The following is a 22,471-nucleotide window of genomic DNA, read 5'->3' as shown; positions in this document are numbered from 1 at the left end:
CAATTCAGCGCTTTTCGCCGCGCAGGTCCTTTGGGTCGAGCAGCCCGGCGGCAATAGCTGTGCCGGTGACATCCGGCAGGCGATCTGCACCGAGGCGCTTCATCACTCGCGCCCGGTAGAGATCAATAGTCTTTACACTGACATCCAGCTGGTCGGCGATTTCCCGGCTGGTGTAGCCTTTGGCCAGCGGCAGAAAAACGTCCCGCTCCCTTCGGGTGAGGGTGGCCAGCAGCGCCTCGGTTGCTTCGTCGCCCTGCGCCTGTGCGCCAGATTGCCGATGTTCCTGAAGGGCCTGTTGTACGCTGTCCAGCAGCAGCTGTTCATTGAAAGGCTTCTCGATAAAATCAAAGGCGCCCGATTTGAACGCCCTGACTACAATGAGCACGTCGGCATGGCCGGAAACGAAGATGATCGGCAGTTCCAGCCCCCGTTTCTGTAGCTCCTCCTGAACGTTCAGGCCACCGAGACCGGGCATCCGGACATCCAGAACCACGCAACCGGCTTTCTTGTTGCCTACAGCGTCCAGAAATTTTCGACCGTCGCTGTAGGCCTCGACCTTCAGGCCAACGGATTCCAGCAGCCACTGGGTGGATTCCAGCATGCCGGCGTCGTCGTCAACAACGTAGACGGTGGTGGCTTCCGGGGCAGAGTGATTACTCATCAGGCTGGATCTCCGTGGTTGTGATTCTGTTCTTGTGGCTCTGACTGGCCGGGAACCGGCAGATCAGGGACAGGCCTCCAGTTGCTGCCGGGCGGGCATCCAGGAAGCCTCCGAATCCCTCAATGATCGAGCGGCTCATGGACAGCCCAAGGCCCAGCCCCTGGGGCTTGCTGGTGTAAAACGGCTGAAACATCTGGCGGATGCCTTGCTCATCGAGGCCCGGCCCCTCATCGGTGACTTCAATCAGGGTTTCATTCTGATCGTTGACGCAGGTGGTTATGACGATCTGCGAAGGCGAGCCCGGCTTTCGTTCGCCACGGGCTTCGACCGTGGCTTCAATACCGTTGCGGATCAGATTGATCAGCACCTGTTCCAGCAGCACCGGATCGGCGGTGATTACCGGGGCGCAGCAGGCCAGTTTCTCGCGGATCTGCACGTTGTTCTTTTCGGCTTCCCACTGGCACAGGCGGGCGACGTTCCCGACGACATCGTTCAGGGCAAGCGGCGCGGTGCGCTTCTGGCCCTTGCGCAAAAAGGCTCGCAGGCGCTTGATCACTTCCGATGCGCGGTTGGCATGGTGGACAATCTTCTGCAGGCCGTCGTCCACGCGATCCAGGCATTCGGGGTTGGTTCGGGCGCTTTTAAGGTAACGCTGACTGGCGCAGGCGAAGTTCACGATGGTGGCCAGGGGCTGGTTCATCTCATGGGCAATGCTGGAGGCCAGCTCCCCGAGGGTGGCGAGCCTGGCGGTATGGGCGAGTTCGTCGGCCAGTCGGCGGTTGTTTTCTTCGGATTCCACCCGGGCGGTAATATCCCGGGAGACGCTGATTACCTCGATGACGGCGCCGGTGTAGGTTTCCCGGATGGCCCGGCTGGCGATTTCGAACCAGCGTCTGGTGCCATCCCGATGAATGATTTCCAGGGTCATGGTGGCGTAGCCGTCGTCCCGGAGTAAGTTGCGGGTTTCGGCCAGTTGCTGGGCCACATTGTTGCCCCGGAAGACCTCCTCGAGCGGTTTGCCCCGAAGCTCTTCCGGCCAGTAACCCAACAACCGCCAGGAAGCGGGTGTGGCATCGATAAAGCGTCCGTCCGGGGCGTGGCGGGAAATGAGATCGGTGGTGTTTTCGGTGATCAGCCGGTAAAGGCGGTTGGATCGGGTTGCCTCTTCCTGGGTAAGGACATCTTCCGTGGCGTCTCTTGCCCGCGCCAGAACCCGGGCTGTTCCGGAGTCGGGAATGAAGGTCCACATGAGGATGGTTCCGGGAATCCGGGCTTCCACATTTTCAATGGCCCGACCCTGTTCAAGGGAGGATTTGGCCAGTGCCTGAATGTTGATTGGCAGGAGCCTGGAGGGCGAAGCCAGACCGGCAACCTGGCACAGATCCCGGCTCGCCCGGTTCCCCTTGAGGACGGCGCCCGCCGCATCCAGGAGCAATCCGGGTTGCGGGTCGGCGTCGTGCAAACTAAATACACTGGGAGGGGAAGAATCGTTCATGGCTCATAGAATATAGTATTATCACTATAATACATTGGTGTAATTTCTAGTATTTATTATATCAAATACTATTTTGCTAACCCGAAGTATAGCTAGTTTAGCGATATTCCTGAATACGCCATAAGAACAACAGCACTCAAGAGGACCACACAATGACCTCGATATTTGACCAGGGCCTAGCGCCCGTTGATGCCAACTACGCCGTTCAATCCCCCATCGATTTTATCGAACGCACCGCTACTGTTTACCCGGAGTATCCCGCGGTTATTCACGGGGCGATCCGTTACAACTGGGCGCAGACCTATGATCGCTGCCGGCGCCTGGCGTCTGCCCTGAAAGGCCGCGGTATCGGCCCTGGTGATACCGTTGCGGTGATGCTGCCAAATATTCCGGCGATGGTGGAATCCCACTTCGGGGTGCCCATGATCGGTGCGGTGCTTAATACCCTGAACGTGCGCCTGGACGCCGAGGCGATTGCCTTCATGCTGGAGCACGGTGAGGCCAGGGTGGTCATTGCAGACCGTGAGTTCGGTGAAGTTATCAGGGACGCCGTGAGCCGGCTGGACACCAGGCCCCTGGTGATAGATGTGGACGATCCCGAGTATGGCGAGGGTGTTCAGGTCAGCGATCTCGATTACGAGGCCTTCCTGCAGGAAGGGGATCCGGCGTTCCAGTGGAGCTTTCCGGAGAACGAGTGGGATGCGATTTCCCTGAACTACACCTCAGGCACTACCGGCAACCCGAAAGGTGTGGTCTATCACCATCGCGGTGCTTACCTGAATGCCATTGGTAACCAGGCCGTGTGGTCCATGGACATGCACCCGGTGTACCTCTGGACCCTGCCGATGTTCCACTGCAACGGCTGGTGTTTCCCCTGGACCATCACCGCCATGGCCGGTACCCACGTGTGCCTGCGCCGGGTTGATCCGGAAAAGATTCTGCAGCTGATCCGCGATCACCAGGTCACCCACATGTGTGGTGCGCCGATTGTGCTCAATGCCCTGCTGAACGTGCCGGAATCCGCCAAGGCGGGGATCGATCACGAAGTGAAGTCCATGACCGCCGGCGCGGCGCCCCCCGCCCAGGTGATCGGGGCCATCGAGGAGATGGGCATTCAGGTGACTCACGTCTACGGCCTGACCGAAGTCTACGGCCCGGTGACCGTCTGTGCCTGGAAATCCGAATGGGATAAACTGCCCCTGCACGACCGTGCCCGGAAAAAGGCCCGCCAGGGCGTTCGTTACCATACCCTGGCCGGTACCTTGGTTGGCGACCCGAACTCCATGGAGCCGGTGCCCAAAGACGGCAAGACCATCGGTGAAATCTTCCTGCGCGGCAACACCGTGATGAAAGGTTACCTGAAGAACCCGAAGGCCACCGAAGAGGCGTTCCGCGGTGGCTGGTTCCACACCGGTGATCTGGCGGTGTGGCACGAAGACGGCTACATGGAGATCAAGGACCGGCTCAAGGACATCATCATCTCCGGTGGCGAGAACATTTCCACCATTGAGGTGGAAGATACCCTCTACCGGCACCCGGCCGTTCTGGAGGCTGCCGTGGTCGCCCGGCCAGACGAGAAGTGGGGTGAAACCCCCTGCGCCTTTATTACCCTCAAGCCGGAGGCCGGACAAGTGAGTGAGGAAGACATCATCAGCTTCTGTCGCGAGCATCTGGCCCGGTTCAAGGTGCCCAAAACCATCGTCTTCTCGGAGCTGCCCAAGACGTCCACCGGCAAGATCCAGAAGTTCGTGCTGAGGGACCAGGCCAAAGAACTGGACTGAGCCCCTTAACGGCTGCGCCGGCCCGGCGCAGCCGATGTTAACCAGAAAAACAACGCTGTCAGGCACACGCACCGCGTGAGCCCGGAGACCTTTTTATGCAAATGTTTCATCGGAAGAACGGGGAAGAGCAGCCATACTGGCCTGCGGGTCCCTTTAAGGTTCGTCTGCCGTTCGTCCACTATCGGTGGGAATTCGCGGAGATGGTGCAGGCCCTGATCATGTTCGTGGTCAGCCTGGCCATGATCCCCCTGCTGGAGAAATACCTGGGTGTTCCCTACGACGTCGCTCTGGCTTACGTGGTGGTTTGTGGGATCGGCTTTATGCTCCCGGCGCTGCTGGGAGTGCCGCTGGTGCCTGGCTGGATAACGCCGGGTATTCCCGTGGTGCTTCTGTTCTTGAGTGATTACGAACCCGGGCCGGAGGCCATTCAGGCGCTGTTTGCCCTGCAGTTCCTGGTGTTCATTATTTTTCTGGTCCTCGGTGTTACCCGCCTCGGCAGCAAGCTGGTGGAACTGATTCCCCGGTCTATGAAAGGCGGGATCATCATCGGCGCCGGTATTGCGGCCCTGATGGGTGAAATCGAAGCCGGCGGTCGCCTGGCCAACACACCGATCTCCCTGATCATCGGTGGCTTGGTCTCCCTGTACCTGATGTTTTCGGTGTCCTTCAAAGGCTTTGTTGAAAGCAATTCCATTGCCCGCAAGATCGCCAACTACGGCATGGTCCCGGGCATGGTGGTGGCTATCCTAGTGGGGTTTGCCACGGGCGAATACGCCGTGCCCAATGTGGAGTGGGGTATTACCAGACCGGCGTTCGGCGAGCTCTGGAACTATCTGCCGTTTACCGTTGGCTTCCCGGACAGCAGCGTATTCCTCTACGCCGTCCCGACCGCTGTGATCGCGTATGTCATTGCCTTCGGCGATATCGTTGTTGGCCAGTCACTGATGAGCCGTGTGGATCACCTGCGCAAAGACGAAGACATTGATAACAGCATTGACCGCGTGCACCTGGTAACCGCACTCCGGAACGGTGGTCATGCCTTTTTTGCTCCGTATCCCGGTCTGGCCGGTCCGATCTGGACGGCGGTTACCGCCACCATGGCCGAGCGCTACAAATACGGTCGCAATGCCATGGATTCCATCTACAGCGGCGGCGGTACTTTCTGGATTACCGGCTTTATTGCGCTGTTTATTCTGCCCCTGGTGAGCTTTTTCCAGCCGGTGTTGCCGATTGCCCTGTCGCTGACCCTGCTTCTTACTGGTTATATCTGTTTGATGGTCGGCCTGGAGCAACTGGAGAACAACACTGAGCGGGGAATTGCCGGCACCATGGGCGTAGTTCTGGCGGTCTATGGCGCAGGCTGGGGCCTGGCCACCGGCGCCGTCCTTTACTTTCTGATTGAACGTACCAAATTGCTTGGCTTTGCAGCGGACCCGGAAGCGCCGGGTGTGAAAGCCGCAGAAGAGCACTAAACCTGCGCCTTCCGGCCCTGCACTGGAAAGCGCTGACCCCCTGTGTGTCCTTGGGAGGCCTCGTGCCTCCTTTTTTTCGCTCTGAGCTCTGTTTTGACAGAATGTCATTTCGTGACAATATGTCCGATTTTTCCCCTGGCTCCCTTCCTTCCCTCAGGTTTTCAGGTTTAAACTGCCTTGACTGATGATTTTTTGTCCGCTGTTCATTACTGATAGCAACATTACAAAAACAGGAGGCAGTTATGACCATCAGCTCCACGCCCGAGGGTGTGTCCGTTGAGCCGAGGCATCTGCGGTTTGATGTCAGTGAAGACCTGAAAACGCTCTGGCACGGCAATGATGCCTTCCGGACTGCTTTCTTCAATGCCCTTTCACTCCAGTTTCCCGATGGTGAGCAACAGTTCATCAATGCTGTACGGCTCTACCGGGACAGAATCGAAGACCCGAAGCTGCAGGCCGAGATTCGTGGCTTTATCGGGCAGGAGGCCCTCCACAGCCGTGAGCACAAGCACTACAATGAGGCGTTGAGGGCGCGGGGCTACGATATCGATGCCATTGACCGGCGTTTCGGGAAGCATATGGAGTGGGTGGGCCAGCTTCCGCCTAGCCGGCAGCTGGCGGGAACCTGCGGTGCCGAGCATTACACCGCTGTACTGGCGAACGCCATCCTGAGCCATCCGGAATGGATGGAGGGTGCCACCCCGGCCATGGCGAAACTGTGGCGCTGGCATGCAATAGAGGAAACCGAGCACAAATCCGTTGCCTTTGACGTTTACCGGGCGTGCGTGGGTAATGAGCGTCTGCGCCGCGTGGTCTTCCTGTTTGTTACCTGGAACTTCTTCAAGTACACCTTCCTCAATACCTGCAGCCTGCTGAAAACCGATGGCAAGCTCTGGAGCCTGCGTACTTGGCTAGGCGGTTTTAATTTCCTGTGGGGAAAACCCGGGGTTCTTCGCAAGTGCCTGCCGGAATTTCTGGCCTATTTCCGCAAGGGGTTTCATCCCTGGCAGCAGGACAACCGGGAGCTTCTGGAGCAAAATCTCAAGGAACTGGAAGTGATATCCCCTGCCGGGTAAGCCGGGATTGCTGAAATTCCAGCCAGGTTATGTAAGACTGAGCGGCATAAAGAATAACGACAATAAAGGGCGCTTCCGGTCGAGGAGCGGCCCGGAGCTGGAGGCCCGCCATGCGAGTTGGTTTGATCGTTGATTCTGCGTGTGATTTACCTTATGAGTTCAGCCGCAAGCACGATTTGTTCATCCTTCCCGTTACCGCTGTGATCGACGGCCAAACCTACATAGACGAGCATGACCCGGTCCGGACCCAGGAGTTCTACCAGAGTGGCCTGCTGCAGAAGGGGCACCAGGCGGAAACCCGGGCGTTCACCGCCGGGCAGATCCACGATCTGTTCATGGAGAAGATCGTTACCCAGTTTGATGTGGCCATCTGCGAGACGGTCACAAAAACCCGAAGCCTGATTTTCCAGAATGCCACCGAGGCCATGAACGGTGTCCTGGCCCATTATGAAGGTGCGCGGGAAGCCGCGGGCCGCAAGGGCCGGTTTTTCATGCGGGTGATCGACAGCAAACAGATTTTTGCCGGCCAGGGTTTGCTGGCGGCGCATACGCTGAAGCTGATCGACCAGAAGATGTCCAAGAATGCCCTGCGCCATGAGGTGGAAACCTTCACCGACAAGATCTACACCTGCGTGATTCCCCGGGATCTGCACTACATCCGTGAACGGGCCAGGCGCCGAGGTGATAAGAGCGTGTCGGCACTGGTTGCCTTCCTGGGCAAGGCATTGAACATCACGCCGGTGATCTTCGGGCAGGGCGCCGGGGGGCAGCCGGTAGCGAAGACCCGCAGCTTCGATGCGGCGGTGGAAAAGGTGATGAACTATGCGGCCGCTAGGGTGGAAGCGGGCCTGCTGACGCCCTACGTAAGCCTGTCCTGTGGCCTGACCTGGACCGAGATCGAGGATCTTCCCGGCCTCAATCGCTTGCGGGACGCGTGTGAGCACAACGGTGTGGAACTGTTGCTCTCACAAATGGGTATAACCAGCAGTATCTATGTTGGCCCCGGCAGCCTTTGCCTGGCGCTGGCCGCGGAGCCCCACAGCTTCAACGATTTCCAGTAATCAGCCTGCTATGAGCTGCGGCCGGCTATGACTGGCCCGGCCGCAGCCTCCCCCTTGTAGTTTTGGCAAACCGGTCAGCCGGGACTCCGTGTTAGCCTTTGTGCAGTGTGTTTCATTCCAACAACAGGACATCAGACGCCATGACCAAAGGCAAAACGGATCTCGCCACCGAGCTGCTGGAACAGCATGTGAAGCATGAGCTGGCATCACTGAAGGGCGCCAGGCTACACAGGTTTCTGGAGCAGGAACTGGATGAGCTCTGGAATTATGCCGGTGAGATAACCCTGAACCGCCTCACCTCGGAAGAGCAGGTGATGGGCGTGATTCAGCGCATTGTGATGGATATGGAGCTGGATGCGGGGATTCCCGAGCTGGCGGCCGAAATGGCCACCGAGGTGCTCAATGCCGGGGTGCAGTCCAGGACAACCCTGGGCGAGATTATTACCCGTGAGCAGGCCACCGGCTTCCTGGAACAGGCACTGGAGCTGAAGCACCAGCGGGAGCGGGTGATCAGTGAGATCATGGCTCATCCGGTGTATCAGGAGATGGTGTCCAATGTGGTGTATCACGGCCTGGTGAACTATCTGTACGAGGACAACCTGATCACCAAATCCGTACCGGGTGTCGGTTCGATGATGAAGTTCGGCAGGCGCATGGCCAACAGAGCGGTGCCGGGCCTGGATGAAACCTTCGAGCGGCGGCTCAAAATCTGGCTATCCGACAGCCTGCCGGGCCTGATCAGCCGCAGTGAGCAGTTCCTGCACCGGGCGCTGTCTGATGACGAGTTGCGGGACAGCGTGATGGCCGCCTGGGTGTCACTGGAGGACCGCACGATAGAGGAACTGCGTGAAGGTCTGGGGGAGGTCGAACTGCAGGAATTTGTGGTGCTCGGGTATGAGTTCTGGCTGCAGTTCCGCAAGACCGGGTACTTTGAAGGCTGTGCCTGGGCCGTGGTTTCCCACCTGTTTGTGAAGTACGGCGAGCATCCGATCACCGACCTGCTCAGGGACATGGGCGTCACCCGGGAAGTGGTGAAGGCGGAAGTTGATGCCTACGCAATTCCGGTTATAGACGTTTTACGGGAAGAGGGTTATGTTGAGGCCCTGGTTCGCCGGCGGCTCACGCCTTTTTACAAGTCTGCCGCGGCGCGCAAGATTCTCCAGCAGGAGGCCTGATTATTCCAGCCTCCGTGGACCGTTCTGGGAGGCGTGGTTTTGTTCTCGGACCTGTTCTGGGCCTATCTGGTTGCCATCACATTGCTCACCATGACGCCGGGTGTGGATACGCTGCTGGTGATGCGTAATGCCGGCCGCGGTGGCTTGAGGGATGGCTGTGTGACCAGCGTGGGCATCTCTGGTGGCCTGTTCATCCACGCGACTCTCTCGGCCCTGGGTATTTCCCTCCTGCTGGTAGAAACCGCCTGGGCATTTTCGGCGTTGAAGTGGGCTGGTGCCTGCTATCTGGTGTGGCTGGGAATCGGCTCGTTGCGTCTGGCCCTGAGGCGAGGGGGAGAGCCTTCGGTGCAAGCCGTGACGGTGGCGCGCCGGAGTGTCCCCCTGGTGACTTCTTTCCGGGAAGGCTTGTTGTCCAACGTGCTGAATCCGAAAACCGCGCTGTTCTATATGGCGTTGTTGCCACAGTTTGTTGACCCTGCCGGTAACGCCTTTCAGCAATCCCTGATGCTGGCTGGGGTCCATTTCCTGCTGGCGATGCTCTGGCAGTGTGGCCTGGCCTGGGTGGTGGTGAGTTTTCGGAGCCTGGGCGCGAATGCGCGGCTGAAGCGAGTGCTGAACGGGCTCACTGGCGGATTCTTTGTGGCCATGGGGGCGAAGCTGGCAAGCACCTGAGGCTTCCGGACACTGGGCAGGCAAAGAAAAAGGGAAGCCTCGGCTTCCCTTTACATTTAGTTACATTCAGTTCCGGTAAATCACTTCTCCAGATACTGGAGCTTGTTCGGCTTGCCATCCCATTCTTCGGCATCGGGCAGCGGATCTTTTTTCTCGGTGATGTTCGGCCATTTGGCGGCCAGGTCGGCGTTAATCTCCACAAACTGGACCTGATCGGCAGGCAGCTCGTCTTCCGAGAAAATGGCTTCGGCCGGGCACTCAGGCTCGCACAGGGCGCAGTCGATACATTCATCCGGGTCGATTACCAGAAAGTTGGGGCCTTCGTAGAAGCAGTCTACCGGGCAGACTTCCACGCAGTCTGTATATTTACACTTGATGCAGTTATCAGTAACGATAAACGCCATAGTCAGATCCCTGGTCCAGTGGTCGGTCAGTCTCATCAGGAGCGCCGTCGTGGGCGCCACCGTTATGTTTTAGTGCGCGATATTGTAGGGAGCGACCCGCATAGCCGCAAGCGTTGGGCTGCTATAACCTTATTACACAGATCAATTTTCCGCTATTTCTTCATCAGGGCCTTCAGTTCGTACAGCCGGTTCATGGCATCCCGGGGAGTCAGACCGTCCAGGTCCAGCTCTTTGAGCGCTTCTTCCACGGCGCTCGGCTCAAGACTCGCGAACATATCGCCCTGGTAAGCCGGCTCACTCATATGCTTTGGAACGTTGCCGTGTGGTGCTTCACTCTGCTTATCATGAGCAGCGCCCGCCGGTGCCGCAGGCGTTGCGCTGCCCTCAAGGTGAGAAAGCTGAGTTTTGGCGTTGCGGATCACATCCTGGGGCACGCCGGCCAGCTTGGCCACCTGAAGCCCGTAGCTCTGGCTGGCCGGGCCATCATGAACGTTGTGCAGGAACACGATGCTGTCGTCGTGCTCTGTGGCCGTAAGGTGCACGTTCACCGCGTGTTGCAGCTCATCCGCCAGTTGCGTGAGCTCGAAATAATGGGTGGCAAACAGGGTGTAGCAACGGATTTCCCGGGCCAGGTGCTCCGCGGTGGCCCAGGCCAGCGACAGGCCATCAAAGGTACTGGTGCCACGGCCAACCTCGTCCATCAGTACCAGGCTGTGTTCGGTAGCATTGTGCAGGATATTGGCGGTTTCGGTCATTTCCACCATGAAGGTGGAGCGGCCACCGGCGATGTCGTCTGAGGAGCCCATCCGGGTGAAGATCCGGTCTACCGGGCCGATTACCGCGCGGTTGGCGGGCACGAAGCTGCCGGTATAGGCGAGCAGGGCAATCAGCGCAGCCTGGCGCATGTAGGTGGACTTGCCGCCCATGTTCGGGCCGGTGATCACCAGCATGCGTCGCTGGACGTCCATCAGCAGATCGTTGGGTACGAAAGGTTCATCCAGTAATTGCTCGACTACCGGGTGGCGGCCTTCCTCAATGTCAAAGCCTGGCGCTTCACTGAATTCCGGCGCTGAAAAACGAAGTGAGGTGGCCCGCTCCGCAAAATTGCTCAGCACATCCAGCTCAGCCAGGGCCTGTGCCGCATCCTGTAGCGGCGCCAGTTGACCGGCTACGGTTTCCAGCACGTCATCGTACAGCCCTTTCTCCCTGGCCAGGGCACGGCTCTTGGCACTCAGGGCCTTGTCTTCGAACTCTTTCAGTTCCGGGGTGATGAAGCGTTCGGCATTCTTCAGGGTCTGCCGGCGGATATAATCTACCGGGGCCTGATCGGACTGGGCCCGGCTGATCTCGATGTAATAGCCGTGAACCCGGTTGTAGCCCACCTTCAGGGTGCTGATTCCGGTGCGTTCCCGCTCCCGGGTTTCCACATCCAGCAGGTACTGGCCGGCGTTCTCGCTGATGTTGCGCAGTTCGTCCAGTTCCTCGTCGAAGCCTTCCTGGATGACGCCGCCCTCCCGGATAACCACGGGCGGGTTATCAATGATGGCCCGTTCCAGGAGATCCGCCAGTTCGGGGTATTCGCCGATGATGGTGGCGAGTCTGACGATGTGGTGTGAGTTCACCGGTTTCAGCGTCTCCTGAAGATCCGGCAATGCCTGGAAGGCATCCCGCAGGCGGGCGAGGTCGCGCGGGCGCGCAGATTGCAGGGCTACCCGGGCCAGTACCCGCTCAATATCGCCAACGGCTTTCAGCAGATCGTGCACCGGCTCGTAATGAAACCCGTCGAGGAGTGCGGACACCGCCTGTTGGCGCTGGCGGACAATCTCCACATCCCGCAGCGGCCGGTTCAGCCAGCGCCGAAGCTCCCGCCCGCCCATGGAGGTTGCGGTGCGATCCATCACCCAGGCCAGGGTGTACTGATGGCCGCCCATCAGGTTGGTGTCGATCTCCAGATTGCGGCGGCTGGCGGCATCCATTATGACGGCTTCATCCCGTCGTTCGCGGGTAAGCTTGCGAATATGGGGCAGGGTGGTGCGCTGGGTTTCCCTGGCATACTGCAGCAGACAGCCGGCGGCACAAACCGCGAGATTCAGGTCCTCACAGCCGAAACCGGTCAGGTCCCGCACCTGCAGCTGCTGAGTGATCACTCGGCGGGCGGTGTCCAGTTCGAACAGCCAGGGTCCCTGGCGCCGGATTCCGGTAAAGCCTTCCAGTATTTCCTGATAGGGAAAGTCCTCGCTGATCAGGATTTCCGCCGGTCGCAGCCGCTGGAGTTCTCCTTGCAGGGCTTCCAGGTTCTCCAGCTCAGACACGGCAAAACGACCGCTGGAAATGTCCAGAGAGGCAAAACCAAACTGTTCCCGGTGGTTATAGATGGCCACCAGCAGGTTGTCCCGGCGGTCTTCGAGGTAGGCATCGTCACTCAGGGTGCCCGGTGTAACGATCCTTACCACCTGTCGGTCGACCGGTCCCTTGCTGGTGGCCGGGTCGCCAATCTGTTCGCAGATGGCGATGGATTGACCTGCCCGGACCAGGCGGGCAATGTAGCCTTCAGACGAGTGATAAGGAATGCCCGCCATGGGGATCGGGTTGCCCCCGGACTGGCCTCGGGCGGTCAGGGTAATGTCCATCAGCCCGGCCGCTTTCTTGGCGTCTTCGTAGAAGAGCTCGTAGAAATCCCCCATGCGGTAGAACACCAGTTCATTGGGGTGCTGGCCCTTGATCTTCAGGTACTGCTGCATCATGGGGGTGTGCTTGGAAAGATCGGTCTGAGCTGCTGACATGGACGGGTCCGGATTGCCTTGCTTTGGATGAAGGCGTGAATTGTAAGAAAATAACGGCCGTGATGAAACGAAGGAGGTCATTATGCTGGCCAGCGATTACAAATTGGAAGAGGCGGGTAACCGCCTCGGTGAACGGCTGCTGGAACTGGAGCGTACTGTTGCAACGGCCGAAAGCTGCACGGGTGGCTGGGTTACCAAGGTGCTGACTGACCGGGCCGGCTCCTCAGCCTATGTGCTGGGTGGTCTGGTAACCTATGGCAACGAGGTCAAGCAGGCCCTGCTGGGGGTCACCCGGAAGTCCCTGGACGAACACGGTGCTGTCAGCGAGCCGGTGGTGCGGGAGATGGTTGCCGGTGCCCTGGCGGCCACTGGCGCAGGTGTGGCTGTTGCCATCAGTGGCGTGGCTGGCCCCGGGGGGGGAGGCGAGGACAAGCCCGTTGGTACCGTCTGGTTTGCCTGGGGCAGTACCCCGGCTGACACTGTGGCGGTGGTCAGGCACTTTGAGGGTGACCGGGACCAGGTCAGGCGACAGGCAGTTCTCTTTGCCCTTCAGGGGGTTAACGGGTTTTTGGATGAGCTTTGACGGCTTTCACATCAAGAGGGGTTGGTCTCCTTTGCCGGTTATGTTTTAATACTGTTCAAATATACAGGGAATTGGCTGGTTACACTGTACGGATTCCCGATTCACTATTACGCTGCCGGAGTCCTCACGGCTCCGGTGGCCAGGGCGACAGAGGGTTTTGCACTGATGGAAGACAACCGCAAGAAAGCATTGAGCGCAGCACTTGGCCAGATTGAGCGCCAGTTCGGCAAGGGCGCCGTGATGAAAATGGGCGACCAGCCCCGTGAAGCCATTCCTGCGGTCTCCACCGGCTCCCTTGGGCTGGATGTTGCCCTGGGTATTGGCGGCCTGCCTTACGGTCGTATCTGTGAGATCTACGGTCCGGAAAGTTCCGGTAAAACCACATTGACCCTGCAGGTGATTGCCGAGGCCCAAAAGGCCGGTAAAACCTGTGCCTTCGTGGATGCTGAGCATGCCCTGGACCCGATCTACGCCGAAAAGCTGGGTGTCAACGTAAACGAGCTGCTGGTGTCCCAGCCGGATACCGGTGAACAGGCGCTGGAAATCTGCGATATGCTGGTTCGCTCCAACGCGGTAGACGTGATCATCGTCGACTCCGTTGCCGCCCTGACGCCGAAAGCGGAAATCGAAGGTGAAATGGGCGATAGCCACGTCGGCCTTCAGGCACGGCTGATGTCCCAAGCGCTGCGTAAACTGACAGGTAACGTCAAGCATGCCAACTGTCTGTTGATCTTCATCAACCAGATCCGTATGAAAATCGGTGTTATGTTCGGTAGCCCCGAAACCACCACCGGCGGCAACGCCCTGAAGTTTTACTCCTCCGTGCGTCTGGATATCCGCCGCATTGGCTCGGTAAAAGACGGCGATGAAGTGGTAGGCAATGAGACCCGGGTGAAAGTGGTCAAGAACAAGGTGTCACCGCCGTTCAAGCAGGCTGAATTCCAGATCATGTACGGCAAGGGCATTTACCACATGGCCGAAGTGCTCGATATGGGCGTGAAAGAAGGCTTTGTTGACAAGTCCGGCGCCTGGTATGCCTACAAGGGTGACAAGATCGGCCAGGGTAAGGCTAACGCCTGCAAGTTCCTGGAAGAAAACCTGGATATTGCCAACGAAATCGAAGCTGCGGTGCGTGATAAGCTGATGCCGAAGCCGGTCTCCAGGAAAGAAGCCGTTGAGGCACCGGCGGAAGCCAGCGGCGAATTGCTCTAAGCATCTTCGGGGGAGGTATGGATAGCAAAAAGAAACTGCTCATTGTTGCCCATGCGCCTTCCCCGAATACCCTCAAACTGAGGGAAGCTGTGGAGCAGGGTGCTTGCCATGAAAACGTCGGGAACGTTGAAGTAACAGTCCTTGCTCCCCTGGATGCCGGCCCTGAGGATGTTCTTGCCTGCGACGCGATCATCCTGGGTACCACCGAAAACCTCGGGTACATGAGCGGGGCTTTGAAGGACTTCTTTGATCGCAGCTACTACCCCTGCCTGGAGAAAACCCAGGGTTTGCCCTTTGCCTACTACATTCGGGCTGGTCACGACGGCACCGGTACCAACCGGGCGATCGAAAGTATCACTACCGGGTTGCGCTGGAAACGGATTCAGGACCCTCTGATCTGCCGGGGCGAATACCGGAATGAGTTCGAGGAACAGTGCCGGGAGCTGGGCACGTATGTGGCTGCCAGCCTGGATGCCGGGCTTGTCTGACGACGCGGAAATGGCTTAGCTGGCGAACCGGTTATAGAAGCCTTCGATTCGTGACAGGGCGTTGTCCACCGCTCGTGAATACCCTTTCTTGTCCCGGCAGTAGCTGAACTGCACGCTGATGCGATAACCGGTCTGAAACGGCTGGCAGTCCACCACCCGGGCGCATACCCTCGATTCACTGATGTACTTGCCGTCAAAATCCATGGATAGCCGGGCGCCCGGATCCACTGGCCTGGGGCACAGTATTGCCATGCCGTAGCGGTTAAGATCCAGACAGGTGGCGGGTGTGGCGGGCTTGCCACGGCTAAAAAAGCCGCGCTCCCGAAGTTGAACCTTCAGGCAGGAAGCGGGATAACGATCCTTGATTCTGCGATCTGCGGAATCACTGGTCATACGCTGGCATCCGTTGCGTGCATTGTATTTTTTGCCGGGAGATGAAGTGTAGTTCCGGAACAACTGCCTGAAAAATGAACGCTGGCAAAACTGTGAACTGACTAACAAATTCCTGTGCATTGTGCGCAACCCCAGAAATCTGCTCGCTGAACGCGACATGGCCGACTGCAGAATCTACAATGACCGGCCAATGAGTCAACCGTTACAGGACCGAACCTTGAAGTCACTGTCCCTGCACCAGCTTTACAAAGCCTGTGTTCTGAAAGATCTGCCATTCAAAACCACCAGGCAACTGGAGCCTCTGGCCGAAATCGTTGGCCAGAACCGTGCCCAGGAAGCCGTGCGTTTTGCCCTGGCAATGCCCCACGGTGGTTACAACGTGTACGCTGTTGGCCGTAATGGCCTGGGCAAACGCACCATGATGCTGCGTTACCTGGAGCACCATGTGGATACCGATCAGCAGAGCCATGACTGGTGCTATGTAGCCAACTTCGAGGAGCCCCGTATTCCGAAGCTATTGCAGCTTCCGGCGGGCAAGGGGACCCAGCTTAAGCAGGATATGGAAAAGCTGATGAGTCGCCTGGTAAAGGTGATTCCCCAGACCTTCGACAGCGACAGTTTTCTTGAGCGCTCGGAACAGCTGAAGAATGAATACGGCAAGAAACAGGAAGATGAACTGGAAAAAGTGGCTGCCCAGGCCAAACGCAAAAAAGTCAGCCTGACCGTGACCACGCCCGGCGGTTACCGATTGGTTGCCATGAATGGCGAGGAACCGCACACCGTGGAATCCTTCCAGGCGCTGACAGATGAGCAGCGTGACAAGTTTGAAGACATCATCAACAAGCTGGAGAAAAAGCTTCGGCAAGCCCTGCGCAAACTTGCTGACTGGGAACAGGAATACGCTGACAAACAGCAGGCGCTGAACCAGGAGACCCTGGAGAGTATTTCGGGCCATCAGGTTGATGAGCTGATCGAGAAGTACAAGGATCTTCCCGACGTGGTCGCCTTTTTCGAGGCGGTCCGGGCAGATCTGGTGGAGAACCTCGAGATTTTCCTGGACGATAACGAGGAGCAGGCGGCGATTGCCTACGCGTCCCTCGACAAGAAGATGCCCCGCCGATACCTGGTGAACGTGCTGGTGCACCAGAAAACCAACGAGGTTCCCATGGTGGTGGAGGACAATCCCACCTACCACAACCTGTTCGGGTACGTGGAGAACGTTACCTACAAGGGCACCGTGTTTACCGATTTCTCACTGATCCGCCCGGGCAGCCTGCATCGGGCCAACGGCGGTTACCTGTTGATGGACGCCATCAAGGTGCTGGAGCAGCCTTTCGTGTGGGACGGGCTGAAGCGTGCCCTGCGTTCGAAATCGATACAGATTAACTCCCTGGAGCGGGAGCTGACCCTTTCCGGCACCATTTCCATCGAACCGGAATCAGTCCCGCTGGATGTCAAAATTGTCCTGTTTGGTGATCGCGAAACCTGGATGTTGCTGCAGGAGTATGACTCGGAATTTGCCGAGCTGTTCCGGGTAACAGCGGATTTCGAGAACGAGATGTACCGTTCTGATGACAGTCAGTTGCTATACGCCAAGTTCATTGCCAGCCTGGTAAGCGAGAAATCACTGCTGCATTGCTCAAACAAGGCGGTCGCCCGGATTATTGAGCACAGTGCGCGCATGGCCGAGCATCAGGACCGTTTGTCTCTGCATGCGGCGGATATCGCCAATCTGCTTCGGGAATCGGATTTCTGGGCCCGGCAGGCAGGGGCGCGGCTGATCCAGGATACTCATGTGGAGCGGGCCCTCGAAAGCGCCAAATACCGCAGCAGCCGGATTCGCGACCAGTTCTACGATTCCATCCGTGATGGCTCCACACTAGTAACTACTGGTGGAACCTGCGTTGGCCAGGTGAATGCGTTGTCGGTGTTGTCCACGGGCGGGTTTGAATTCGGACTTTCCAACCGCGTGACCGCGACCTGCTATTATGGAGATGGTGCGGTGATCGATATTGAGCGCGATGTAAAGCTCGGCGGCAACCTTCACTCCAAGGGCGTGATGATCCTGAGTTCCTGGCTGGCTTCCCATTTTGCGGTTAACGATCCGATGCATCTGTCGGCCAGTCTGACCTTCGAGCAGAACTACGGTGAGGTGGATGGCGACAGTGCCTCTCTTGCGGAATTGTGCGCGCTGGTATCTTCCCTGTCCGGCATTCCGGTCCGCCAGGATCTGGCGATTACCGGATCCGTAAACCAGTTTGGTGAGGTTCAGCCCATTGGCGGTGTGAACGAGAAAGTGGAAGGCTTTTTCACAACCTGTCAGCTCAAGGGTGGGCTCTCAGGAACCCAGGGCGTGATCGTGCCAACCACGAACGTGCAGAACCTGATGCTCGATAGCGAATTGGTGCAGGCGGTGCGTGAAGGCCGGTTTGCGGTGTACGCGGTTGCTCGTGTTGAGGAAGCCATAACCCTGCTGCTCGGCAAGCCTGCGGGCAAGGCCGATGACAAAGGCAGGTACCCGAAACAGAGCGTTTTTGGCATTATCAAGCAACGACTTGAGAAAATGCGGGAACACGAGCGCCAGGAACATGCCCGTGATGACCATAAAGACCCGTCAATTCACTGACCGGCGATCATAAGAAAACGGACAGGAGAGAACACACCCATGACTGATATCCAGCAAACCGTGTACGTTGTTGAGGACGATGAAGCAGTCCGCGATTCCCTGGAGCTGCTACTGAAATCCGACGGCAAGCCGGTCAAGACCTATGAGAGTGCAACTGCTTTTTTGAAGGACTATTCCGACAAGATGGCAGGCTGCATTGTGCTGGATATCCGCATGCCTGGCATGGACGGAATGGAACTCCAGAAAAAACTCAATGAAAAGCACTCCATCCTGCCCATCATCTTTGTGACCGGTCACGGTGATGTGCCCATGGCCGTTGACGCCATGAAAGAGGGCGCTGTGGACTTCATCCAGAAGCCCTACCGTGAAGAGGCGCTGCTGGAGAAAATCGAGGCGGCACTGAAGCAGGATCTGGAACAGCGCAAATCCCTGGATGAAAAGCAGGAAATCATCCGTCGTATCAAGAGCCTGACCCCCCGGGAGCACGAAATCATGGACCGGATGATTGCCGGCCAGGCCAACAAGGTGATTGCCATTGAGCTGGAGATAAGCCAGCGCACAGTGGAGATCCACCGCTCCCGCGTTATGCACAAGATGGGAACCCATTCCCTGGCACATCTCGTACGTATGGTCCTGTCCGTAAAGGACCTTATCGACGCAGGGTGATCCCGGCGGCATCATACGGTTACTTTTTTAACCGGCCCGACATATATGACTGAAGCTGTCAGCGAGAACTCGGAGGTGACGGTTCTGCTCGTGGACGACAATCCGCAGAACCTCAAAGTCCTCTATGAGACCCTGAAAGACAAAGGTTACCGGCTGCTCATTGCCAACGAAGGCGAAAAAGCCCTCGACCTTGCCCACCGCCACCAGCCTGAAGTGATTCTCCTGGATATTATGATGCCGGAGATGGATGGTTATGAGGTGTGTGAGCGCCTCAAAGCCGATCCCGAGACGGCGGATTGTGCCGTGGTGTTCCTTTCCGCCCTCGATGATCTGCAGGCCAAGGTTAAAGGCTTCTCGCTCGGTGGAGCCGACTACATTTCCAAGCCGTTCCAGTCCCGGGAAGTGATTGCCCGGGTGAAAACCCATGCCTCGGTTATCCGCCTTGAAAGAGAGCTGCAGGCCCGTAACCGTGAGCTCCAGAGCGACCAGGCCCGCATCCTGAATTCCATCAGCGAGGGCATTTACGGCCTTGATGAGAACGGCGTTATCGAGTTTGCCAATCCAGCGGCGGCACTGATTGTCGGCTGCCCGGTGGAAGAGCTGATCGGCCGAAACTTCTTCGAAACCCATTTCGCCACGGCGGGGGACAATCCGGACGACCTGCCGGTAAAAGCCACCTGTCAGCAGGGTGTTGCCGAAAACCGACGGGACATCCGTATACTCCGGGCTGACGGAACAGGCTTTCCGGCGGAGTATCGTTCAACCCCAAAGCGGGATGGAGGCGGGCTCCACGGTGCCGTTGTGGTGTTTCGGGACATCACTGCCGAGCTGGATAACGAGAAGGCCCTGGAAGAGGCCCGGCAACTGGTGCAGGAACAGCGGGATCAGCTGGCTCATACCTCGCGCCTGACCACCATGGGTGAAATGGCCGCGGGCGTTGCCCATGAGGTCAATCAGCCGCTGACGGCAATAACCAACTACGCCCGGGTCGCCAAGCGGATGATGGCGAAAGAATCGGCGGATATGGGCCTGCTCCAGGAGACCCTGGACAAGATCGAAGCCCAGTCCCACCGCGCCAGCGAGATCATCCGGCGAATCCGGAAGTTCATGAAGAAGCCGGCAACCGGCAAGGAAGTGCTATCGGTATCCGCGCTGCTGGAGGACACCCGGCAGTTTGCCGAGGTGGATATGCGCAATAACAAGGGTGCCATAGAGGTCTCGGTGCCAGGGGATATGCCAGACGTCCTGGCTGACCCCGTTCAGGTGCAACAGGTTGCTCTGAACCTGATCCGGAATGCCCTGGAAGCGACCAGCTGCGTGGATTCAACGGCGCCTGTTGAGGTATCAGCCAGCCTTCAGGGTGACAGCTGTGTGCGAATCCAGGTGCGCGACCACGGAGTTGGCCTGCCTGACGGCGCCGAGGAAAAACTGTTCCTGCCGTTTTTTACTACCAAGGATGAGGGCATGGGCATCGGCCTCTCGACCTGCCGCTCCCTGATTCAGGCCCAGGGCGGAGACATCGGTTTCGTGCGCCCGGAAGACGGTGGCGCCTGTTTCTACTTCACCCTTCCGGTCGCCGGTGCGCAGGGTTCCCCCTGTGCACCGGAAAACGAGACTTCTCAGCGTTAAAGGAAGTCCCCCGGGGTTAGAGCCAGTCGATGCGTCCACTCAGGTGTGGCGCGTCGCCTTTGGCATTCAGCACCTGGTAGTCCCAGCCTTTGTCCTCCGCTTGCCAGTTCAATTGGGCTGTGCCCGGCAGGAACAGTGGTTTCTTGAACTGACAGCTGACCCTGATGGCGCCCGGTCGCCAACCGTCCTGCTGTTCCAGTAGCGCCAGTGCGTGGGCCTTGGTCCACATGCCGTGGGCGATTGCCTGGCGAAAACCGAAGACCCTGGCGCTCAGGGCGTGCATGTGAATCGGGTTACTGTCCCCGGACACCCGGGCATACTGGCGGCCAATGGATTCTCCCGCCTTCAGGCTCAGTGTGTTGGGGTAGTGTTCCAGTTCAGGCGGGGCCTTTTGGCCCGATGATTTCCCATTACCTTGTGGTTGTCGGAACAGGGTCGTGCTCGTTTCCTCCCAGACCGGTTTGCCTGCAGAGCGGGCCTGAGTGATCAGATCAAACTCCACCCCACGACTACTCTTTACCGAATTTCCCAGACGTACGCTGATATCCAGGATTTCGCCGGCTCCGATTGGCCGGTGCTGGGTAATGATATTTCTCAGGTGCACCAGGCCGAGTAGCGGCAAGGGAAAGCTCTTCTCGGTCAGCAGTTTCAGATGCAGGGGGAAAGCCAGTACATGGGGCCAGGTGAGCGGTAAGTGGTTGTGCGGAGCGAACCCGCAAACCTTTTGGTAGCGTTTCAGGCTATCGCCGCCGGTGCTGACGCCCAGCAGGCTGGCAGACAATTCCGGGACAGTAATGTCGCCACCGTGCTTTCCTTGCTTTGCCAGCAATGCCTTGCCGTAAAGCGGCAGCAATGATGGTGGTGATTTGTGATAAACGGGAGTCTCTGGCATGGGTCGTTCTCCTTCACCGTCTTCGCCGGTCACGGTCAGTATGGCACTACCATAATGGAAATTTTATCGCGAAGGTCATGGGCATTCTTACAAACTGGTACAACTGTGTGTCTGTGGCCTGATATGCTCTAATATAAGACGATAGTCTAACAGGGGCTGTTTTCAGGCCCCACAAGTCTGGCAAACCCTGCCAGATCTGGCATTGACCTGGCGTGCTACGGCAATTGTCCGGCCGGTCAAAGTAGTAGCAATCCAATAAAAAAAGCGGGATCTTATGCAGGAACTTCGTGACGCGGGAGTGATGTTACGCCTGATCTATGAGGCGATGAAAAAGAAGGGGGTCGACACCACTGCCATCTTCAGCCGTCTCGGGGTGGATGAGAATTACGTCTATACCGAGCAGCTCCGAACCCCCCACAGTGCCCAGATGTACTTCTGGCAGGCCGTCGAAGACGTATCCGGCGATCCGGATGTCGGGTTGCACCTGGGGCAATTGTTGCCCGTCTACAAAGGCCAGGTACTGGAATATCTTTTCCTGAGCAGCCCGACTTTCGGCGAAGGGTTGCGGCGGGCGCAGAATTACCAGCGGTTGCTGAGCGATGCCGCCAACACGGATTTCTTTATTGAAGGTGACGACGCCTGCATGGTGCTGGACGCTGCGTCTGATGATGTCCGCAGGCTGCGGCATTTCAACGAATGCTTCGTGCAGGGGCTGATTACCTTTTTCCGCTCCATCACCGACGATAACTTCCATCCCTCACGCATCGAGTTTGAGCACGAGCGGGCCGATGGCCAGGATCATGTGCGGGAGGTGCTCGGCTGTGAGGTCTCCTTCGGTGCTGAAGAGAATCGTCTCTACTTTCCTGCTGCTCTGCTTTCCCACGCGTCGCCTCATGCTGAGCCTGAGCTTCTGGACCTCCATGAGCGTTTCGCCAGCGAGCAGGTGGCCCGGCTCGAAAAGAGAGATATTGTCGGGCAGGTAGAGCGGATTGTGGCGGAGCTTCTGGACAGTGGCGAGGTAACTCTGGATGCGGTGGCTGACCGTCTGGGCATCAAGCCGCGAACCCTGCGTACCCGCCTGACGGAAGCCGAAACCAGTTTTAACCAGGTGCTGGCTGATTTCCGTTACCGGCTGGCGCGCCAACTGCTGGCGACCACTGACGAATCCATTGATGAGATCGTGTATCTCACCGGCTTCTCGGAGCCGAGTACTTTCTACCGGGCTTTCAAGCGCTGGTCTGGTATGACCCCGATCGAGTACCGCAAAACCGCACAGGGCAGGGGCGCCGTGGTTGATGCGATGTAACGGAGCGCGGCTTCTGAACTTTTTTCAGGAAAAGCGTTGACATAACGGGGCGCCTCTTTATAATGCGCCCTCGTTGTCACCGAGCAGTCACACCCT

General features: G+C 58.1%; 19 protein-coding genes. 13 read left to right on the top strand and 6 right to left on the bottom strand.

Annotated features, from left to right (window positions below; translation table 11 throughout):
* Positions 1-4 precede the first annotated feature (4 nt).
* Together AC13C0_RS13830 and AC13C0_RS13825 are read right to left on the bottom strand one after the other, a co-directional pair.
* A complete protein-coding gene (locus AC13C0_RS13830; protein WP_482954576.1) occupies positions 5-661 on the bottom strand; it encodes a response regulator transcription factor in 657 nt (218 codons plus the stop codon).
* Positions 654-2,156: a sensor histidine kinase gene (locus AC13C0_RS13825; protein ID WP_117619974.1), complete on the bottom strand. Its 1,503-nt coding sequence runs from the start codon at positions 2,154-2,156 to the stop codon at positions 654-656. Before AC13C0_RS13825 ends, AC13C0_RS13830 begins: the two co-directional genes overlap by 8 nt.
* Before the next feature lie 152 nt (positions 2,157-2,308).
* Here AC13C0_RS13825 and AC13C0_RS13820 point away from each other — a divergent pair, with 152 nt between their 5' ends.
* From AC13C0_RS13820 to AC13C0_RS13795, 6 genes are all read left to right on the top strand, one after another.
* Positions 2,309-3,937 carry an acyl-CoA synthetase gene (locus AC13C0_RS13820; protein ID WP_117619975.1) on the top strand — a complete coding sequence of 543 codons (1,629 nt, stop codon included), beginning with the start codon at positions 2,309-2,311 and terminating at the stop codon, positions 3,935-3,937.
* A gap of 95 nt (positions 3,938-4,032) precedes the next feature.
* Positions 4,033-5,409: a solute carrier family 23 protein gene (locus tag AC13C0_RS13815; RefSeq protein ID WP_117619976.1), complete on the top strand. Its 1,377-nt coding sequence runs from the start codon at positions 4,033-4,035 to the stop codon at positions 5,407-5,409.
* 242 nt (positions 5,410-5,651) lie between these two features.
* A complete protein-coding gene (locus AC13C0_RS13810) occupies positions 5,652-6,485 on the top strand; it encodes a metal-dependent hydrolase (protein WP_117619977.1) in 834 nt (277 codons plus the stop codon).
* 110 nt (positions 6,486-6,595) lie between these two features.
* Positions 6,596-7,546: a DegV family protein gene (locus AC13C0_RS13805; protein ID WP_117619978.1), complete on the top strand. Its 951-nt coding sequence runs from the start codon at positions 6,596-6,598 to the stop codon at positions 7,544-7,546.
* Between the two features lie 140 nt (positions 7,547-7,686).
* Entirely contained in the window at positions 7,687-8,721 is a 1,035-nt protein-coding gene (locus AC13C0_RS13800; protein ID WP_482954575.1) for a hypothetical protein, read from the top strand.
* Between the two features lie 33 nt (positions 8,722-8,754).
* Positions 8,755-9,393, top strand: a complete 639-nt coding sequence (locus tag AC13C0_RS13795) for a LysE family translocator (RefSeq protein WP_117619980.1) — start codon at positions 8,755-8,757, stop codon at positions 9,391-9,393.
* Between the two features lie 80 nt (positions 9,394-9,473).
* Here the strand turns inward: AC13C0_RS13795 and fdxA are convergent, their stop codons facing one another.
* On the bottom strand, positions 9,474-9,797 hold the full coding sequence (fdxA, locus tag AC13C0_RS13790) for a ferredoxin FdxA (RefSeq protein WP_117620474.1): 324 nt from the start codon (positions 9,795-9,797) through the stop codon (positions 9,474-9,476).
* A gap of 152 nt (positions 9,798-9,949) precedes the next feature.
* Positions 9,950-12,580 carry a DNA mismatch repair protein MutS gene (gene mutS, locus AC13C0_RS13785; protein ID WP_482954574.1) on the bottom strand — a complete coding sequence of 877 codons (2,631 nt, stop codon included), beginning with the start codon at positions 12,578-12,580 and terminating at the stop codon, positions 9,950-9,952.
* An 82-nt stretch (positions 12,581-12,662) separates the two neighbouring features.
* On the opposite strand from mutS, the gene AC13C0_RS13780 reads away from it, so the two are divergent.
* The 3 genes from AC13C0_RS13780 (at position 12,663) to AC13C0_RS13770 (ending at position 14,863) form a co-directional block, all read left to right on the top strand.
* Positions 12,663-13,163, top strand: a complete 501-nt coding sequence (locus AC13C0_RS13780) for a nicotinamide-nucleotide amidohydrolase family protein (protein WP_482954573.1) — start codon at positions 12,663-12,665, stop codon at positions 13,161-13,163.
* 165 nt (positions 13,164-13,328) lie between these two features.
* Complete coding sequence (gene recA, locus AC13C0_RS13775) at positions 13,329-14,375, top strand: recombinase RecA (RefSeq protein ID WP_117620475.1); 1,047 nt, start codon at positions 13,329-13,331, stop codon at positions 14,373-14,375.
* A gap of 17 nt (positions 14,376-14,392) precedes the next feature.
* A complete protein-coding gene (locus AC13C0_RS13770; RefSeq protein ID WP_482954572.1) occupies positions 14,393-14,863 on the top strand; it encodes a flavodoxin family protein in 471 nt (156 codons plus the stop codon).
* 15 nt (positions 14,864-14,878) lie between these two features.
* Here the strand turns inward: AC13C0_RS13770 and AC13C0_RS13765 are convergent, their stop codons facing one another.
* The gene (locus tag AC13C0_RS13765) at positions 14,879-15,256 is read right to left on the bottom strand and encodes a PilZ domain-containing protein (RefSeq protein ID WP_482954571.1); all 378 of its coding nucleotides are present in this window, start codon (positions 15,254-15,256) and stop codon (positions 14,879-14,881) included.
* 217 nt (positions 15,257-15,473) lie between these two features.
* Here AC13C0_RS13765 and AC13C0_RS13760 point away from each other — a divergent pair, with 217 nt between their 5' ends.
* The 3 genes from AC13C0_RS13760 to AC13C0_RS13750 are packed head-to-tail and all read left to right on the top strand — an operon-like array spanning position 15,474 to position 20,177.
* Positions 15,474-17,882: a Lon protease family protein gene (locus AC13C0_RS13760; protein WP_482954570.1), complete on the top strand. Its 2,409-nt coding sequence runs from the start codon at positions 15,474-15,476 to the stop codon at positions 17,880-17,882.
* Positions 17,883-17,921: 39 nt separating this feature from the next.
* Entirely contained in the window at positions 17,922-18,548 is a 627-nt protein-coding gene (gene fixJ / locus AC13C0_RS13755) for a response regulator FixJ (RefSeq protein WP_008170525.1), read from the top strand.
* Positions 18,549-18,593: 45 nt separating this feature from the next.
* Entirely contained in the window at positions 18,594-20,177 is a 1,584-nt protein-coding gene (locus AC13C0_RS13750; protein ID WP_482954569.1) for an ATP-binding response regulator, read from the top strand.
* 16 nt (positions 20,178-20,193) lie between these two features.
* Here the strand turns inward: AC13C0_RS13750 and AC13C0_RS13745 are convergent, their stop codons facing one another.
* Entirely contained in the window at positions 20,194-21,069 is an 876-nt protein-coding gene (locus AC13C0_RS13745) for a MaoC/PaaZ C-terminal domain-containing protein (protein WP_341581549.1), read from the bottom strand.
* Positions 21,070-21,343: 274 nt separating this feature from the next.
* Between AC13C0_RS13745 and AC13C0_RS13740 the strand changes: the two genes are divergently transcribed.
* Positions 21,344-22,375: an AraC family transcriptional regulator gene (locus AC13C0_RS13740; RefSeq protein ID WP_482954568.1), complete on the top strand. Its 1,032-nt coding sequence runs from the start codon at positions 21,344-21,346 to the stop codon at positions 22,373-22,375.
* The last annotated feature ends 96 nt before the right edge of the window (positions 22,376-22,471 follow it).

Source organism: Marinobacter sp. B-21 (assembly GCF_056857895.1).
Note: the sequence above shows the minus strand (reverse complement) of the source record. Positions and strands in the feature narration are given on the sequence as shown.